We start from the raw sequence: 15,214 nt of genomic DNA, 5'->3' as shown, positions 1-15,214 counted from the left end.
CCCCAGGGTCCGTCCTCGGTGTCGGACCGTACCGCCGATCGTACGACGCGATCAGACCCCTGCGGCGTCGAGCACCGGCTCGAAGGCGTCCGGCCGGTGCATGACCACCCGTGTCCTCACGCCCTCGGGGAACAGCCGGGACACGTCCACGGGCCGCGCCCGGTCGTCCACGACGATGTCGATGGTCTCGCGCCAGCGCCCGTCCGGCATCCGCTGCAGCGTGGCCTCCCACGTCAGCCCGGGCGTCTCGCGAGCCTGCAGCCGCAGGTGGATGCCGACGGCGCGCCGCCGGCCGAGGAGCGACAGCAGCCCGCGGTAGATCGCCGCGCGCCTGGTCGGGGCGAGCCACGGTTCGAGAGCCCGCACCAGCACGTCGGCGCTCCACAGGATCGTCGTCGCGAGACCTCCGCGCGACTGGTACACGTCCACCGCGTAGACGCCGGGGAGCCTGCGCAGCGACTGCCGCAGGGCGCCGCGCGTGATGCCCTCCTCCACGGTGCTGTGCAGGTACAGCGGGACGGCGGCCTGCGCCGTCAGGCTCCCCGCCCGGAGCGCCGCGCGGTCGTGGACGCGCTGCCCCGGGCCGAAGAACGGTCGCAACTCGGCCAGCAGCCCGGCCACGACGTCTCCGGGCGGGTCCGCCTCGATCGCCCCGGCGGTGTCCGCGTATGCGATTGCCTGGTGCAGCGCGCCGAGCCGGAAGCCGGGGGCGAGGGCCGGGCCGGCCTTGACGGTGACCAGCGTGCGCGAGCCGTCGAGGTCCAGGCGCACCGGGTTCTCCCGGCCGTCGATGCGCGGGACGAGGTCGAGCACGTGCTCGATGGCCAAGGTGCGGATGCCGGCCGGGACGGGCAGGCGCCCGAGCGGAGTGCCGGCGACGACCAGGTGCGTCACGGCGAACCCCGCCGCGTGCGCACGCAGGGCGACCTGCGCGGCGACCATCCCGCCGAGGCTGAACCCCGCCAGGACGATGGGCTCGTCGGGCCGGATGCCGGCCTCCCGCATCGCCTCCAGCGCGGCCCGCGTGATGGTCGCCTCCTGCTCGGCGCCGATGACGAGGTCCGCGGTCAGATCGTTGGGCGCGACGCCGGGCCGAGGGCTCCACGACTTCGTGCTCGGGAACTGCACGATCCAGCGCCGCACGCCGTCGTGCTCGCGTTCGACCAGCCGGATGACCCCGGTCTCGATGCGCTCGTCCAGGTCGGGGTCGCAGAGGTCGTCGATCTCGCGCTGGCTGAGGAGCAGATCGCGGAGGGTGTGCACGGAGCGGCGGCGCATCGCCCCCGCGGCGAGCCCGGGCGTGCCGAGGGGATCCGGGGACGGGCCGAGGTCCAGGCCGAGCAGCCCGGCCGGCACGTCGGGGAGCCCGGGCGTCGGCGTATAGGCGTCGCCCGCTCCCGGGTCGCCCCACCAGGTGAGGAAGTCGTGGAGGAGCGGGAAGCGCCGCTCCAGAAGGTCGTCGTAGCCGAGCAGCACGGCGTCGTGCCCGTCGCGCAGCAGCCCGCGGCGGCGGCCGAGGGCGACCGTCTTGCGCAGCAGCGCCGGGAGGGTGAAGACCGCGAGGTACGGCCGGGCGCGCCAGCGCGGCAGGACGATCCCGACGAGCCCGATCAGGAGCGCGAGCGGTCCGAGCACCCAGCCGGCGACCCGGGCCAGCCCGCCGGTCAGCCGGGGCGCGGCGCTGAGGTACACGGCGCTCAGGGCCGTGCGCCTCGCGCGTCGGCGGCGCGGGGCGGACACGGGGAACGGGTAGGCCACGCGCGACGCACGCTGCACGGCGAACCAGGCCCACTCGGCGGCGAGCGCCAGGAGGCCGACGACGGCTCCGACGACGACTGCGACGACGCCGAGCGCGAGCAGCGCCAGCCCCGCCGCCAGGGCGACCGGTACGCCGACGATCAGACCGGCGACGAGCCCCGCCCAGCCGGCGGGCGTCCTCCCCCGCCACACGCGAGGGGGCAGCTGGCTGAGCATGCGGTCAGCCTAACCGCGACGACTGTCGGGACGGCCGAGCACTGCCGTCTAGCCAGGCGTGCCGCCGCACCGTTACCGTGTGCACACCGACCGGGAGGAGCCCATCGTGAACGGTTTCTGGAACTTCATCTGGCTGATCTTCTGGGCCTTTGCCTTCGTGGCCTACCTGATGGTGCTGTTCACGATCCTGGTCGACCTGTTCCGCGACGACAAGCTCAACGGCTGGTGGAAGGCCGTGTGGGTGATCTTCCTCATCTTCGTGCCCTTCCTCACCGCCCTGGTGTACCTGATCGCGCGCGGCCGCGGGATGGCCGAGCGCAACGCGCGGGACCGCAGGACCGTCCCGGAGGACACCGACTACTACACGCATCCCACGCCGTCGGCCACGCCGGCCGCCGACATCGAGCAGGCGAAGGCGCTTCTGGACAAGGGCGTGATCAGCCAGAATGAGTTCGACGCGCTGAAGGCGAAGGCTCTCGGCAACCGTTTTTGAGTGCCACTCAGGCGCTTTTGAGGGCGGGACAGGCTATCCTGCGATACGACACGCCTGACTTCATCACGCGATGGCCTTGCATCCGACGCAGGTGGATGTAATATTCATGTATGCCTGTACCCATCGCAGAGGCCGTCAGTCCCCGACGGCTCATTCGGGACGAAGTTTTCGTTCGTCTACTCGACGCCATCGTCGACGGGGACCTCACGCCAGGAGAACAGCTCTACGACGCTGAGATCGAGAAGTGGGTCGGGGTCTCCCGCACCCCCGTCCGCGAAGCCCTCAACCAGCTCGCGGCGATGGGGCTGGTGGAGATCATGCCCCAGAAGCGCACCCGCGTGACCCCGATCGACCCGGTGCGCCTCCGTGCGCTCATCGACACCGTCGGCAGCCTCCTCGTCGGCATCGTGCGCGACGCGACGCCGCTCCTCACCGAGGACGACAAGGACGCCCTCCGCGCCTTCACCGAGCGGTTCGGCGACGGCGAGAACATGGCGGAGCTCGTCAAGGAGCGCGTGCTCACCGACGGCTTCATCAACGTCTTCCTCCGCCGCCTCGACAACCGCACGCTCGCGAAGCTGTTCACGCGCCACCTCCCCGAGGTGCGGCGTGCGCTGATCGCGGCGCCGTCCTCGAAGGCGTTCACGAAGGGCGCGCCCTACGTCGCGTCCGCCGTCGACGCGGCCATCGCCGGCAACGGCGCCAAGGCCGCCAAGGGCGTGTCCGACTTCTGGAACAAGGGACTCGTCACCGTGGTGGACGAGTTCGGAACGAAGAAGGCCGCACTCACAGGGAAGGAGGGGCGCTGATGCCGCTCCCCGTCAAAGACTCCGCACCCGTCGAGCGCCAGCTCCTGCGCGACGTCGTCTACAACCGCCTCTACGAGGGCATCCTCGACGGCACGCTCGAGCCGGGCGAGACCCTGCTGGACGAGAAGCTCACCGCCTGGCTCGGTGTCTCCCGCACGCCGATCCGTGAGGCGCTGATGAAGCTCGCCGACATCGGGCTGGTCGAGATGGCGCCGAACCGCTACACGCGCGTGGCGCCCATCGACCTCCGCGCGATCGACGAAGCGATCTACACGACCGGCCTCCTGCACGAGTACGCGGCCCGCACCTCGGTCCCGAACCTCGACAGCGCGGCGCTCGGCCGCCAGGACAAGGCGGTCAAGGAGATCCGCAAGGCCGCCAAGTCGAACAACCTCCCGGCGCTCGGCCGTGCGGTGAACGACTTCTTCCTGGAGTTCGAGCGCAACAGCGGCAACGACGTGCTGCTCGCCATCAGCGAGGGCCTGAGCCCGCAGGTGCTGCGCTACGTCGCGGTCTGGAAGCGCCCGTTCGACACCGACGAGCTGCCCGCCCGCGTCACCGAGATCTACGACGCGGCCAAGGCGCACGACGGCGAGAAGGCCGGCGACCTGGTGCGCGCGCTCTACGCTCCGACCCTCGCGCAGTTCTTCTCGGACTACCGCCGCAGCGACGAGGACATCGAAGAGAGCCCGGTGGTCTGAGCGACCATACGAGCACCACGCTCGACGTGCCCGGCGCCTGCCTCAGGCGCCGGGCACGCGTGCGTTCGGGGTCAGTACTCCGCGTCGACCGAAGCGCGGCCGGAGACCACCGACCGGATGTACGACGCGACCTTCTCATGCTCGGGGTCCACGATGTAGCGCTGCAGGGCGGCCTCGTCCTCGAAGTCGCTCACGAGCACGATGTCGAACTCGTTCACCGGCAGGGAGTTGACGCCCACCTCGAAGCGCAGGATCTCCGGGACGACCGCGGGGAGGGACTCCAGCCCCGCCGTGATACGGGCGGCCTGATCGGCACGCTCCGCCTCATCGGTCGACGCGAGCTTCCACATGACGACGTGACGCAGGGTCAACGGGCCTCCTCCAGCAGGGCGGTGCGCAGGCGCGCCTGATCGACGCGCCAGTAGGTGTGCTGCCGACCGTCCACGAGCACGACCGGGATGTCCTCGACGTAGCGCTCGTGCAGCTCGGCGTCCTCCAGGATGCTGAGCTCCTCCACGCGCACCTCGGGGGCGCCGGCGGGGAGGCCGTCGATCACCGAGCGGATCGCCTCCCGTGCGTCGTCGCACAGGTGACAGCCCGGCTTGCCGATGAGCGTGACGGTGACGGTGGACACGCGGTTAAGCCTAGCTGCCTTGCCGACAGCAGGCTGCGCCTCACCGACAGCAGGCTGCGCCTTGCCGACAGCAGAAAGCGCCGGCCCTCACGGACCGGCGCTCGAGCAGCAGACGCCGAGGTCTACTTCTTGTTGCGGCGCTGGTGGCGCGTCTTGCGAAGAAGCTTGCGGTGCTTCTTCTTCGCCATACGCTTGCGACGCTTCTTGATAACGGAACCCACGTAGACCTCACAAAGTTAGGGGTTTGCCGCGGGACACGCGGCGACACAAGCAGCCAGTCTACCCGACTTCACGCCGAGTCCGCGACGCCGCCGTCCAGATGCGGCACCACGGCCTCCAGCGCCTGAGCCACGGCGGACTCCGGAACGCGGAACGACCGGCCGAAACGGATCGCCGGGAGCTCACCGGAATGGACGAGCCGGTAGACGGTCATGCGGGAGACGCGCATCATGTCGGCCACCTCGGCGACCGTCAGGAAGCGCACCTCGCGTAGAGCGTTCGAGCCCCCATCGTGAACCATGCGGTGTCCCTTTCTTGCCCGTCATCGTACTCGGGTCGTGACGACGGGGAACTAGGGAACTCTAGTCCGTGAGCGGGCTCCGACTCCAGCGTCGGATCAGTCCCTCCGCCACTTCTTCGGCGTGACGCGCTCCACCCGGCGGCGGGTGTCGGCGAGCACCTTGCCGACCGTGCTGGCGAACTCGCGCGTCTCGTCGGCGAGCTGCACGGAGTACGCGGACAGGTCGACGTCGGACGCGGTGAACGGGATGATCCAGTCCTCCACGGCCTCCAGCGGCGTCGGGTCGAGCCGGTAGTAGCGGTGCTGGCCTTCCTCGCGGACGGACACCAGCGAGGCCTCGCGCAGCACCTTGAGGTGCTTGGACACCGTGGGCTGGCTGAGCTCCAGGGTGGCCACGATCTCCGAGACCGAGATCTCCCCCGCGGGACGCGCGTCATCCGAGTTGCGGTCGAGCAGCACTTTGAGGATGTCGCGCCGCGTCGGGTCGGCGATCACGTCGAAGATGTCGGCCATCCCCCCAGGCTAGTCGTACCGCTCCCCCAGTACCACGTCCGACCCGTACCGCCGAGTACGCCGATAATCTGCGTAGTCGGCGGTTTCTGACCGATTATTCGCGTACTCGGCTGAAGGGGTGTGGATAACTTCTGCGGGAAATCGCGGAATGCGGTTGGGTGTGCGAATGGATGCGTTCAGGGCACGCGACGCACTCGATTCGGGAATGTCGCGCTGGGAGTTGTACGGCGGGCGCTATGCCGCGCCCTTTCACGGAATGAGGACCCGCGATGCGCCCGCGGGCCACCTGGAGTTCTGCAGGGCCGCTGTGACGGTGCTTCCGGGCCACGTGGTGCTCTCGCATCGGTCGGCGGCCGTCATCCACGGAATTCCGATCCCGGCGTATTCGAGGCCGGAAGAGGTCGAGATCAGTGTCTTCGAGCCGCACCGATCACCCCGACTGCGTGGCGTGAAGGCCCATCAGCTCACTCCCACGGGCCAGCGTGTCGTCGAGGTCGCAGGTCTTCGAACGATCTCCGCGGAGGACACCTGGGTCCAGCTCGGGACGATGCTCAGCGTTCCGGAGCTGGTGGCCGCCGGTGACTTCGTGATCACGGGATCGGAGCCCTACGACGACCAGCCACCCCCGGCGACGCGGGCGCAGCTGGACGCCGCGTTGCGTCGGCACGGCCGCCACCGCGGTGTCCGCGCTTTGCGTCTCGCGTCGGAGCGCATCCGGTACGGCTCGCTCTCGCCGCGCGAGTCGCTGGTTCGCCTCGCGCTCGAGGACGCCGGCCTGCCTGCGCCTGAGCTCAATTACCGCATCTCGGCCGCCGACGGTCGTACTGCGGCGATGATCGACCTCGCGTATCCGACCGCACGCGTCGCCATCGAGTATCTCGGCGACCATCACCGCGAGACGTCTGCGGCCTACCGCAAGGACATCTCCCGCCGCGAGTGGCTGGTCGAACGCGGCTGGGAGGTCATCTTCGTCACGGCCGCAGACGACCTCCCGGCCGTCGCTCGCCGCGTGCGCGCGGCCCTACGACACTCCCTCCACGCCTGAGCACCCGTCGAGTACGCCCATAATCGGTCAGAAGCCGTCGAGTACGCAGATTATTCGCGTACTCGGCGGTCAGTGGGCGGCTAGTTCGCGGGCACGGGCGAGGGCGGCGTCGGTGGCGCGGGTGAAGAGGGTGGGGAGGTCGGCGTCGGCTAGGACGGCGATGGCGCGCTCCGTGGTGCCGTTGGGGCTGGTGACCCGGCGGCGGAGCTCGGCGGGGTCCTCGCCGGAGGAGACCAGCAGCTCGGAGGCGCCGAGGAAGGTTCCGTTGACCAGGGTGCGCGCCTGCTCGGGCGTGAAGCCCTTCTCGATGGCGGCGGCGGTCAGCGCCTCGACGAGGAGGAACACGTAGGCCGGGCCGGAGCCGGAGATCGTGCTGAGCGCGTCGAGCTGCGACTCCGGCACCTCCACGACCTCCCCGACGGTCTCGAAGAGCGCGCGCACGAGCGCGAGGTCGTCGGGCTCGGTGCGGGTGCCCGGGCTGATCCCGGTGACGGCCTTGCCAACGACCGCGGGCGTGTTCGGCATCGAGCGGACCACGATGACGGACTCCGGCAGGATCGACTCGAACGTCGCAATGGTGACGCCGGCCGCCACGCTGACGACGACGGCGCCGGGCGTCACGGAGTCGGCGATCTCGCGCAGGAGGTCGGGGACCATGCCGGGCTTCACGGCGACGATGACGAGCTCGGCGCCGTCCACCGCTGCGCGGTTGGCGTCGCCGTCGTGCTCGGTCGCGTACGCGGTCACGCCGGGGATCCCGGCGAGCTCGGCCGCCCGCGCCTTCGACCGGTTCGTGACCCGGATACCGCCGTCCACGGTCACGCCAGGCGCCGTCAGTCCGGAGAGGATGGCGCGCCCCATCGAGCCCGCCCCGAGCATCGCGATCGTGGGCAGCGTGACGTTCTTCGTGTCGCTCATGGGGCCCATCCTAGGATGAGGTCATGAGCGCAGAAGGTGGCACCCGGGCGATCGTCGCGGCCTTCGCCGCCAACCTGGGGATCGCCCTGACCAAGTTCGTCGCGTGGGCGTTCTCCGGCTCCTCCTCGATGCTCGCGGAGGGCGTGCACTCGGTCGCCGACTCCGGCAATCAGCTGCTCCTGCTGCTCGGCGGACGCCAGGCCAAGAAGAAGGCCGACAAGGAGCATCCGTTCGGCTACGGCCGCGAGCGCTACGTGTACGCGTTCGTCGTCTCGATCATCCTGTTCTCGGTCGGCGGCGTCTTCTCGCTCTACGAGGGCGTGGAGAAGCTGACGCATCCGCACCCGCTGGAGAACTGGTGGCTGCCGCTGCTGGTGCTCGCCATCGCGATCGGCCTGGAGTCGTTCTCGCTGCGGACCGCCGTGCACGAGTCGAACCCGCTCCGCAAGGGGATGTCGTGGCCGCAGTTCATCCGGCGCGCGAAGGCCCCCGAGCTGCCGGTCGTGCTTCTGGAGGACGTCGCCGCGCTCACCGGCCTTGTCTTCGCGCTGCTCGGCGTCGGGCTCACGATCATCACCGGAAACGGCGTCTGGGACGGCATCGGAACCGTCCTGATCGGCCTCCTGCTGGTCGCGGTCGCGATCGTTCTCGGCATCGAGACGAAGAGCCTCCTGGTCGGCGAGGGCGCCTCCGACGCCGACGTCGCCGCGATCGAGCGGGCGATCCTGGCCGGCGACGAGGTCGAGCGCATCATCCACATGCGCACCCTCTACCTGGGGCCGGACGAGCTGCTCGTCGGCGCCAAGCTCGCCGTCGCGGGCGAGCAGACCATGCTGGAGGTCTCGGCCGCGATCGACGCGATCGAGCGCCGCATCCGCGACGCCGTCCCCGTCGCCCGGGTCATCTACATCGAGCCCGACGTCTGGGTCGACCCGAACGAGCAGCACCCCGCCACCGACACCATCATCGTCAAAGGACTCGAGTGACCCGCACCGCGCTGATCCTGCAGCACGACCCCTCCATCCACCTCGGCAACATCGGCCCCGTCCTCGTCGAGCACGGCTACGACCTGCGGATCGTCGACGTCACGACCGAGGACGTGTCGGCTCTCGACCCGCAGGAGGCCGACCTCGTCGTCGTGCTCGGCGGCGAGATGGGCGCGTACCAGACCGAGGAGTTCCCGTTCCTGGCCGCCGAGCGCGACCTGCTCCGCAGCCGGCTCGACGCCGAGCGGCCCACGCTCGGCGTGTGCCTGGGCGCGCAGCTGATGGCCGGCGCCCTCGGCGAGCGCGTCTACAAGGGCGACACCATGCAGATCGGTTTCCGGCGCGTGGAGCCGACGGAGGCCGGCGCGGCCTCGCCGATCCGGCACTTCGACGGGGTGCCGGTGGTGGAGTGGCACGGCGACACCTTCGAGCTGCCCGAGCGGGCGACCCGGCTGGCGTCGTCCAGCGACTACTCCAACGAGGCGTTCGCGATCGGAGGGTTCGCACTGGCGGTGCAGTTCCATCCCGAGGTGACGGACGAGATGCACGAGAAGTGGGTCGCGGACGGATACAACGAGCTGGACGAGCACGCGATCGACCCGGAGGCCATGCGCGAGGACCGCGCCCTGTACTCCGCGCGGATGCAGGAGGCTTCCCGCGCCGCGTTCTCCGAGTGGCTCTCGGCGCTCCCCCGCTGAGACCGTTCCGTCAGCGCTTGGCGCGGAAGAAGTCGAGCAGCAGGTCGGCGCACTCCTCGGCGAGCACGCCCGGGTACACCGACACCTGGTGGTTGAGCCTCCGGTCGCGGAGCACGTCGTAGACCGACCCCGCCGCGCCGGCCTTCTCGTCCCACGCCCCGAACACCACGGTCGGAACGCGCGCCGCCAGCACCGCGCCGGCGCACATCACGCACGGCTCCAGCGTCACCACCAGCGTGCACCCCTCCAGATGCCAGTCCTTGCGCGTCGCCGCGGCCGCCCGCAGCGCCAGGATCTCGGCGTGCGCGGTCGGGTCGCGGTGCAGCTCGCGCTCGTTGCGTCCCGTGCCGATGACCGCGCCGTCCTCGTCCAGCACGAGCGCCGCGACCGGGACGTCGCCGGTGTCGAAGGCGAGCCGGGCGTCGGCGACGGCGCGGCGCATCCACCGCTCGTAGTCGGCGGGCACGGGGAGGGTCACGGCTGCTCCTGGTAGGTCCTCGTCAGAGCCGGGGTCGGCTAGCCTTGAGCCTATGCGAGTGCACGTAGCTGACCACCCCCTGATCACCCACAAGCTCTCCGTGCTCCGCAACAAGGAAACCCCGTCGCCCGTGTTCCGGGCGCTCACGGAGGAGCTCGTCACCCTCCTCGCCTACGAGGCCACTCGTGCCGTCCGCGTCGAGCCCGTCGAGATCGAGACTCCCGTGACCACCACCATGGGCGTGACCCTCAGCCAGCCGCGCCCGCTCGTCGTGCCGATCCTGCGCGCGGGGCTCGGGATGCTGGAGGGCATGGTCAAGCTGATGCCGACCGCCGAGGTCGGCTTCCTGGGCATGGTGCGCAACGAGGAGACCCTCGAGCCGACCACGTACGCCGAGCGCCTGCCGATGGACCTGTCCGACCGCCAGTGCTTCGTGCTCGACCCGATGCTCGCCACCGGCGGCTCGCTGGGCGCCGCGATCGAGTTCCTCTTCACCCGTAATGCGGTCGACGTCACCGCGATCTGCCTGCTCGCCGCGCCCGAGGGTCTGGCGGCCCTGGAGAAGGCGACGGAGGGCCGCGACGTCACCATCGTGCTCGGCGCTCTGGACGAGCGGTTGAACGAAAACGGATACATTGTGCCCGGTCTCGGCGACGCCGGAGACCGTTTGTACGGCACTGTGTAGGGCGTCGAGCACCCCTGCAACATTCCGTAACGATTTGACACGACGGGTCACGGGACGGTTTACTTCTCAACATGACTGACAACTCGCGCACCCTGACCTCCTTCGAGGCCCCTGGGGATGCCGGCATGATGATGCCCGGCCGCGACTCGGTCATGTGTTGCCGAATGTGTCGCTAATCTGACGACCCTTTCGCCGAGCGGTCGCCCTCCGACGCAGACGAGCGTCGGCTCCGGGCACAGCTCCCCGGGCGCGCCACACGAACGCACCCGCGCATCAGTCCCTTTCTGAACAGGGGCACCTCGTCACACCGGAAAACCCGCCATCCGGCGCACCCTCCTCAGCAGAAGCTCGCAGGGGATAGCCGCATCCGGGTCCGGACGCATCATCATCACCGAAGGGCTCTCCCTCCCATGTCTCTCGCAACCGTCGACACCCTCCGTCCCTCCACTTCCGTCGCCCCCGCTGCCGACACCGCGCCTCGCCTCCGCGCCGTCCCCGAGGGGACCGAGGCCCGCGGGTTCGTCCTCTACGTCGGCATCGACGAGCTGAAGGCTGCGGCCGCCGGCACCGACCTCGGCCGCATCGTCGAGGCCCTCAAGCAGCTGACCGCCGAGCTGGCCCCGGCCGCCGAGACCTACGCCGCCGTCGCTCTGGCTCCGGCCGGCGCCGGTGGGCGCGACGTGGACGTCGTGCGCCTCGCCCTCCAGGACCCGGCCGCGATCGCCAAGCACCGCCACACCGCCACGGTCGACGAGGACGAGGACCGCGCCGCCTCCGGCGTCGTCGTCGACATCTCCCGCAAGCGCCTCATCCTCGACAACCAGACCGTGTCGCTCACCTACAAGGAGTTCGAGCTGCTGCAGTACCTGGTGCTGCGCGAGGGCCGCACCATCGAGCGCGCCGAGCTCATCTCCTCGCTGTGGTCGAACGCCGACGAGGACGAGATCCCGAACGAGCGCACCATCGACGTCCACGTCCGCCGCCTGCGCGCCAAGCTGGGCCGCTACGAGGACATCGTGCGCACCGTGCGCGGCGTCGGCTACCGCTTCGACCGCCACGCCGACGTGTCCATCCGTCACGCCAGCGCCCCCTCCCCCGACCTCTTCTGAGCCGCGCGCAACCGCCGAGTACGCGCAAAATCCGTCGCAAACCGCCGAGTACGCAGACAATCTGCGTACTCGGCGGTTTGTCGCTGATTCGGGCGTACGCGGCGGGTTGTGTCAGGCGGAGCGCTGGTAGACGCGGAAGGCGCTGGTTGCTAGGGCGGCCATGACGGCCGCGAGCGCCGCGAGCAGGCCGGCGTGGGCCCAGAGGCTCGCCCAGTCGGGGGTCGCGCTGAGGGCCTCCCGACCCACGATCACCGCCCACTCGAACGGGTTGTAGGCGGCGGCGTTCCGCACCCACTCGGGCGACAGCTTCGTGTTCATGATCGCCGAGCTGAGGAACATCAGCGGCAGCGTGATGAGCTGCGAGATGCCGATCAGCGCGGTCTGATCCCGGGCGAGCAGCGCCACCGCGTTCGAGAACGAGCAGAACACCGCGGTGAGGAGCACCACGCCGAGCAGCAGGAGCAGCATCCCGACCAGGCCGCCGTCGAAACGCGCTCCGGCCCAGAAGGCGATCCCCACCACGATCAGCGACTGCACCACGGCCAGGATCGACTGGTAGACGAGCGTCGACACGATCATGGCGCCGCGGTTGGTGGGCGAGGTGAGGAAGCGTTCCATCACGCCGCGGTCCATGTCCTGGATGTAGACGGTGCCCGACCAGGCGCTCCCGAACAGCGCGAGCATCATCACGACGCCCGGCGTCAGGTACTCCAGGTAACTCTTCCCGACGCCGAAGCCGGGGATCTCGATGACCGACTTGAAGAGCTGCCCGAACAGCAGCAGCCAGATCACCGGCTGGACCAGGTTCATCACCAGGAACGCCGGCATGCGCAGCGCCCAGCGGAGTTGGCGTCCGGTGAGCAGCAGCGTGTGGGTGAGGAAGGTCGGGCCGGGGCGGCGCGCGGGGACGGTCGCGATGGCGGTCATGATGCGGTCTCCAGAACGTGCTCGGCGGACTCCTGTGCCCGCGTGAAGGTGCGGCCGGTGTGCCGCAGGTAGACGTCGTCCAGGCTGGGCCGGGCGACCGTGGCGGAGGCGACGGCGACGGCCGCGGCCTCCAGGGCGGCGAGCGCGGCCGGGAGGGTCGCCGCGCCGTTGTCCGCCCGGGCGCGGAGTGTGCGGCCGTCGCCGCCGACCTCGCGGAGGGCGTCCACCCGCTCGAGCGCGGTGAGGGCGGCGAACGGGTCTGCGTCCGGCGACAGCTCCACGATGACGGCGTCGCCGCGGAGGCCGTTCTTCAACTCCTCCGGAGTGCCGCCCGTGACGACGCGGCCGTGGTCGACGATCGCGAGACGGTCGGCGAGCCGGTCGGCCTCGTCCAGGTAGTGCGTCGTGAGCAGCACGGTGAGGTTCTCGGATCCGGTCATCCGCTCCAGCTCCGCCCACAGCTCGGCGCGCGCCTCCGGGTCGAGTCCGGTGGTCGGCTCGTCCAGGAAGAGCACCTCCGGGCGGTGCATGAGCCCGATCGCGACGTCCAGCTTGCGCGCCATGCCGCCGGAGTAGGCCTTCACCTGGCGTCTGGCATGATCTGTGAGCCCGAAACGGTCGAGCAGCTCGCGGGCGCGGGCCTTGGCGTCTCGGCCGCTCATTCCCTGCAGCCGGCCGGCGAGGACGAGATTCTCGGCACCGGTGTCGTTGGGGTCGGAGACGGGCTTCTGCGCCACGAAGCCGATCGCGCGGCGCACCCGGCCGGGGTTGCGGCTCACGTCGATGCCGGCGACGAACGCGGCGCCGGCATCCGCGCGGGCGAGCGTGGACAGGATCTTCATGGTGGTGGACTTGCCGGCGCCGTTGGGGCCGAGCAGTCCGAAGACGGTGCCGGAGGCGACCTCGAAGCCGAGGTCGTCGACGGCGCGGACGGCGGGCTTGCCCCGGCCTCCGCTGTAGGTCTTGACGAGGTGCTCGGCGGCGATCGCCGAGCCGGTGTGTGGTGCCACGGGTGGCTTCCTTTCATCTCGGGCAGCCACCGTCGCGGGCCTATCATGGAGAAAGCCCTCGGTGACTGTTGACGCAGGTTCCGCAAGGAACGAATCGAAGGTGTGGATGGCCGGAGAGTTGCCGCTCTCCGGCCATCGTTCTGTCAGCGCAGCAGGTCGGCCACCTCCTGCCCGAAGTCTCCGGCGGCGATCCGGTCGCGGATCTCCGCCATGTCGTAGCCCTGGCCGAACAGCTCCCAGAGCCGCTCCCACCAGTCGACGCCGCCGAGCGACCGGTCGCGGATGCGCGCGGCCAGGTCGGCGATGAACGCACGTTCGGCCTCCATGATCGCAATGCGGTACCGGGACTCGATCATGAACAGCTCGGGCAGTGGGAGGGCGAGCGCCTCCTCGTACTCGCGGGCACGCTCGGCGAGCTCGGCGTCCAGGAGGTCGCGCCGGCGTTCGAGCAGGTCGGCTGCGACCTCCGGCGACAGCAACGGCAGCAGCGACAGCCCGGTCTCGATGGCGGGGTACTCCTTGACGGGGACGGAGATGAGCTCCCGCATCCAGTCGTCGGCCTCCGCGCGCCCGGTGTCGGTGATCTCGTAGACGACGCGCTCAGGCCGGTTGCCCTCGCGCTCGGTCTGCGCGATGCGGACGAACCCGTGCTTCTCGAGCGACTTGATGACCGCGTAGAGGGAGCCGAAGTTGAGCCGGATGCTGTCCTCCTTGCCGCGCTCCCGCATGGTGGTCGTCATCTCGTACGGGTACATCGGCTTCTCCCAGAGGCAGGCCAGGACGGCCAGCGCCAGGGGGTTGGACACAGCTCGCTTAGTCATTACTCGCCTCCGGATACTTTGGTTAGAGTATTCGGATTCGAGCGCTGCGTCAAGTAGGAATTTCAGACCAGCCTGTCCACCCCCAGCGAAGGGATAACCATCCCCAAGGGAATTCGCAGCAAAAATAACGACTTGATAACTAGCACCCGTTACCTCTTCGTTATATAGTTCAAGAGCAATGGTTGTTTGCTGTGGCAGCCATCGCGGAATGTGATTGCAGGACACTCTTGGTGCAAGGGAGAGGGCCGGCCGCTAGCCTCTGCGGCCGGCCCTCAATCTTTTCGATTCTCACCACTCCGCAACACCAGACTCCGCACCCTTTCGACGCGAATGCCGTGCTGGCACGGATGAGCGCTGTCGGCGCATGATGAGATGATGCGAACGCATCGACTACTCGAGTGCGAAGGAGGGGCGTCATGAGCACCGGGACGACCGTGTCCGCCACGGCCAAGGGATCCACTGCGACCGCGGTGTCGGCCTGGGAGTCGCTGTTCCGTGCGCAGGTCGCCGTGATGAGGACGCTGGCAGCCGAGTTCCCGACCAGGGACATCTCCTTCAACGAGTACGACGTCCTCTTCAACCTCTCCCGCCAGCCCGACCGTTCGCTGCGGCTCCGCGATCTCAACAAGCACGTCCTGCTCACCCAGCCGAGCGTGAGCAGGCTCGTCGACCGGCTGGTGGACCGCGGGCTCGCGGTCAAAGGTCCTGAGCCGTCCGACGCGCGCGGGACGGTCATCACGATGACCGACACCGGGTTCGAGATGTTCCGACGCGTCGCCCTCGACCACATGCGCTCCATCGCGCAGCGCGTCGGCACCCGGCTCGACACGGACGAGCTGGAGCAGCTCGCCGCCCTCTGCGACAAGCTGCGCGGTGACGACTGACGCGCACAG

20 protein-coding genes are annotated in these 15,214 nt (G+C 69.7%); 9 read left to right on the top strand and 11 right to left on the bottom strand.

Features of this window, described 5'->3' with window-relative positions; all coding sequences use genetic code 11:
• Positions 1–51: 51 nt before the first annotated feature.
• A complete protein-coding gene (locus tag AC1ROW_RS18200; protein ID WP_493020439.1) occupies positions 52–1,974 on the bottom strand; it encodes a thioesterase domain-containing protein in 1,923 nt (640 codons plus the stop codon).
• A gap of 106 nt (positions 1,975–2,080) precedes the next feature.
• On the opposite strand from AC1ROW_RS18200, the gene AC1ROW_RS18195 reads away from it, so the two are divergent.
• The 3 genes from AC1ROW_RS18195 to AC1ROW_RS18185 all read left to right on the top strand — a co-directional run bounded on the left by AC1ROW_RS18195 (position 2,081) and on the right by AC1ROW_RS18185 (position 3,977).
• Positions 2,081–2,467 carry an SHOCT domain-containing protein gene (locus tag AC1ROW_RS18195; protein WP_374939528.1) on the top strand — a complete coding sequence of 129 codons (387 nt, stop codon included), beginning with the start codon at positions 2,081–2,083 and terminating at the stop codon, positions 2,465–2,467.
• Positions 2,468–2,577: 110 nt separating this feature from the next.
• Positions 2,578–3,276 (top strand): GntR family transcriptional regulator, encoded by a 699-nt coding sequence (locus tag AC1ROW_RS18190; RefSeq protein WP_493020437.1) that lies wholly within the window; start codon positions 2,578–2,580, stop codon positions 3,274–3,276.
• Positions 3,276–3,977, top strand: coding sequence for a GntR family transcriptional regulator (locus AC1ROW_RS18185; protein WP_493020435.1), 702 nt, complete (start codon positions 3,276–3,278; stop codon positions 3,975–3,977). The genes AC1ROW_RS18190 and AC1ROW_RS18185 overlap by 1 nt, the downstream gene beginning before the upstream one ends.
• Before the next feature lie 71 nt (positions 3,978–4,048).
• Here the strand turns inward: AC1ROW_RS18185 and AC1ROW_RS18180 are convergent, their stop codons facing one another.
• The 5 genes from AC1ROW_RS18180 to AC1ROW_RS18160 all read right to left on the bottom strand — a co-directional run bounded on the left by AC1ROW_RS18180 (position 4,049) and on the right by AC1ROW_RS18160 (position 5,644).
• A complete protein-coding gene (locus AC1ROW_RS18180) occupies positions 4,049–4,348 on the bottom strand; it encodes a Dabb family protein (protein WP_493020433.1) in 300 nt (99 codons plus the stop codon).
• The gene (locus tag AC1ROW_RS18175; RefSeq protein ID WP_493020431.1) at positions 4,345–4,611 is read right to left on the bottom strand and encodes a glutaredoxin family protein; all 267 of its coding nucleotides are present in this window, start codon (positions 4,609–4,611) and stop codon (positions 4,345–4,347) included. Before AC1ROW_RS18175 ends, AC1ROW_RS18180 begins: the two co-directional genes overlap by 4 nt.
• 122 nt (positions 4,612–4,733) lie before the next feature.
• Positions 4,734–4,832, bottom strand: a complete 99-nt coding sequence (locus AC1ROW_RS18170; RefSeq protein WP_003792170.1) for a 30S ribosomal protein bS22 — start codon at positions 4,830–4,832, stop codon at positions 4,734–4,736.
• 68 nt (positions 4,833–4,900) lie between these two features.
• On the bottom strand, positions 4,901–5,131 hold the full coding sequence (locus tag AC1ROW_RS18165; protein WP_493020429.1) for a helix-turn-helix domain-containing protein: 231 nt from the start codon (positions 5,129–5,131) through the stop codon (positions 4,901–4,903).
• Between the two features lie 96 nt (positions 5,132–5,227).
• Positions 5,228–5,644, bottom strand: a complete 417-nt coding sequence (locus tag AC1ROW_RS18160) for an ArsR/SmtB family transcription factor (protein ID WP_493020427.1) — start codon at positions 5,642–5,644, stop codon at positions 5,228–5,230.
• A gap of 448 nt (positions 5,645–6,092) precedes the next feature.
• Here AC1ROW_RS18160 and AC1ROW_RS18155 point away from each other — a divergent pair, with 448 nt between their 5' ends.
• Complete coding sequence (locus AC1ROW_RS18155; RefSeq protein WP_493020425.1) at positions 6,093–6,689, top strand: putative endonuclease domain-containing protein; 597 nt, start codon at positions 6,093–6,095, stop codon at positions 6,687–6,689.
• A gap of 69 nt (positions 6,690–6,758) precedes the next feature.
• On the opposite strand, the gene proC is transcribed toward AC1ROW_RS18155, so the two are convergent.
• A complete protein-coding gene (gene proC / locus AC1ROW_RS18150; protein WP_493020423.1) occupies positions 6,759–7,607 on the bottom strand; it encodes a pyrroline-5-carboxylate reductase in 849 nt (282 codons plus the stop codon).
• A gap of 23 nt (positions 7,608–7,630) precedes the next feature.
• Between proC and AC1ROW_RS18145 the strand changes: the two genes are divergently transcribed.
• Together AC1ROW_RS18145 and AC1ROW_RS18140 are read left to right on the top strand one after the other, a co-directional pair.
• Positions 7,631–8,593 carry a cation diffusion facilitator family transporter gene (locus AC1ROW_RS18145; protein WP_493020421.1) on the top strand — a complete coding sequence of 321 codons (963 nt, stop codon included), beginning with the start codon at positions 7,631–7,633 and terminating at the stop codon, positions 8,591–8,593.
• Complete coding sequence (locus tag AC1ROW_RS18140; RefSeq protein WP_493020419.1) at positions 8,590–9,291, top strand: glutamine amidotransferase; 702 nt, start codon at positions 8,590–8,592, stop codon at positions 9,289–9,291. The genes AC1ROW_RS18145 and AC1ROW_RS18140 overlap by 4 nt, the downstream gene beginning before the upstream one ends.
• A 10-nt stretch (positions 9,292–9,301) precedes the next feature.
• Here AC1ROW_RS18140 and tadA read toward each other — a convergent pair whose 3' ends face one another.
• A complete protein-coding gene (tadA, locus tag AC1ROW_RS18135) occupies positions 9,302–9,769 on the bottom strand; it encodes a tRNA adenosine(34) deaminase TadA (protein WP_493020417.1) in 468 nt (155 codons plus the stop codon).
• Between the two features lie 52 nt (positions 9,770–9,821).
• On the opposite strand from tadA, the gene upp reads away from it, so the two are divergent.
• Both upp and AC1ROW_RS18125 read left to right on the top strand, forming a co-directional pair.
• The gene (gene upp / locus AC1ROW_RS18130; RefSeq protein ID WP_493020415.1) at positions 9,822–10,454 is read left to right on the top strand and encodes a uracil phosphoribosyltransferase; all 633 of its coding nucleotides are present in this window, start codon (positions 9,822–9,824) and stop codon (positions 10,452–10,454) included.
• 410 nt (positions 10,455–10,864) lie between these two features.
• A complete protein-coding gene (locus tag AC1ROW_RS18125) occupies positions 10,865–11,563 on the top strand; it encodes a winged helix-turn-helix domain-containing protein (RefSeq protein ID WP_493020413.1) in 699 nt (232 codons plus the stop codon).
• A 111-nt stretch (positions 11,564–11,674) separates the two neighbouring features.
• Here the strand turns inward: AC1ROW_RS18125 and AC1ROW_RS18120 are convergent, their stop codons facing one another.
• The 3 genes from AC1ROW_RS18120 to AC1ROW_RS18110 all read right to left on the bottom strand — a co-directional run bounded on the left by AC1ROW_RS18120 (position 11,675) and on the right by AC1ROW_RS18110 (position 14,321).
• Positions 11,675–12,490, bottom strand: coding sequence for an ABC transporter permease (locus AC1ROW_RS18120; protein WP_493020411.1), 816 nt, complete (start codon positions 12,488–12,490; stop codon positions 11,675–11,677).
• Positions 12,487–13,500: an ABC transporter ATP-binding protein gene (locus AC1ROW_RS18115; RefSeq protein WP_493020409.1), complete on the bottom strand. Its 1,014-nt coding sequence runs from the start codon at positions 13,498–13,500 to the stop codon at positions 12,487–12,489. Before AC1ROW_RS18115 ends, AC1ROW_RS18120 begins: the two co-directional genes overlap by 4 nt.
• A 143-nt stretch (positions 13,501–13,643) precedes the next feature.
• Entirely contained in the window at positions 13,644–14,321 is a 678-nt protein-coding gene (locus AC1ROW_RS18110; RefSeq protein WP_493020407.1) for a PadR family transcriptional regulator, read from the bottom strand.
• Positions 14,322–14,737: 416 nt separating this feature from the next.
• Here AC1ROW_RS18110 and AC1ROW_RS18105 point away from each other — a divergent pair, with 416 nt between their 5' ends.
• Complete coding sequence (locus tag AC1ROW_RS18105; RefSeq protein ID WP_493020405.1) at positions 14,738–15,205, top strand: MarR family winged helix-turn-helix transcriptional regulator; 468 nt, start codon at positions 14,738–14,740, stop codon at positions 15,203–15,205.
• Positions 15,206–15,214 lie beyond the last annotated feature (9 nt).

Source organism: Leifsonia sp. GW821-FHT13C09 (assembly GCF_058806435.1).
This window is presented reverse-complemented; position numbering and strand designations above follow the sequence as displayed.

Bases quoted from the DNA above. Each gene is read 5' to 3' on its own strand.
- AC1ROW_RS18200 (WP_493020439.1), bottom strand. From the start codon at position 1,974: ATGCTCAGCCAGCTGCCCCCTCGCGTGTGGCGGGGGAGGACGCCCGCC.
- AC1ROW_RS18190 (WP_493020437.1), top strand. From the start codon at position 2,578: ATGCCTGTACCCATCGCAGAGGCCGTCAGTCCCCGACGGCTCATTCGG.
- AC1ROW_RS18185 (WP_493020435.1), top strand. From the start codon at position 3,276: ATGCCGCTCCCCGTCAAAGACTCCGCACCCGTCGAGCGCCAGCTCCTG.
- AC1ROW_RS18165 (WP_493020429.1), bottom strand. From the start codon at position 5,131: ATGGTTCACGATGGGGGCTCGAACGCTCTACGCGAGGTGCGCTTCCTG.
- AC1ROW_RS18160 (WP_493020427.1), bottom strand. From the start codon at position 5,644: ATGGCCGACATCTTCGACGTGATCGCCGACCCGACGCGGCGCGACATC.
- proC (WP_493020423.1), bottom strand. From the start codon at position 7,607: ATGAGCGACACGAAGAACGTCACGCTGCCCACGATCGCGATGCTCGGG.
- AC1ROW_RS18145 (WP_493020421.1), top strand. From the start codon at position 7,631: ATGAGCGCAGAAGGTGGCACCCGGGCGATCGTCGCGGCCTTCGCCGCC.
- upp (WP_493020415.1), top strand. From the start codon at position 9,822: ATGCGAGTGCACGTAGCTGACCACCCCCTGATCACCCACAAGCTCTCC.
- AC1ROW_RS18125 (WP_493020413.1), top strand. From the start codon at position 10,865: ATGTCTCTCGCAACCGTCGACACCCTCCGTCCCTCCACTTCCGTCGCC.
- AC1ROW_RS18120 (WP_493020411.1), bottom strand. From the start codon at position 12,490: ATGACCGCCATCGCGACCGTCCCCGCGCGCCGCCCCGGCCCGACCTTC.
- AC1ROW_RS18110 (WP_493020407.1), bottom strand. From the start codon at position 14,321: ATGACTAAGCGAGCTGTGTCCAACCCCCTGGCGCTGGCCGTCCTGGCC.
- AC1ROW_RS18105 (WP_493020405.1), top strand. From the start codon at position 14,738: ATGAGCACCGGGACGACCGTGTCCGCCACGGCCAAGGGATCCACTGCG.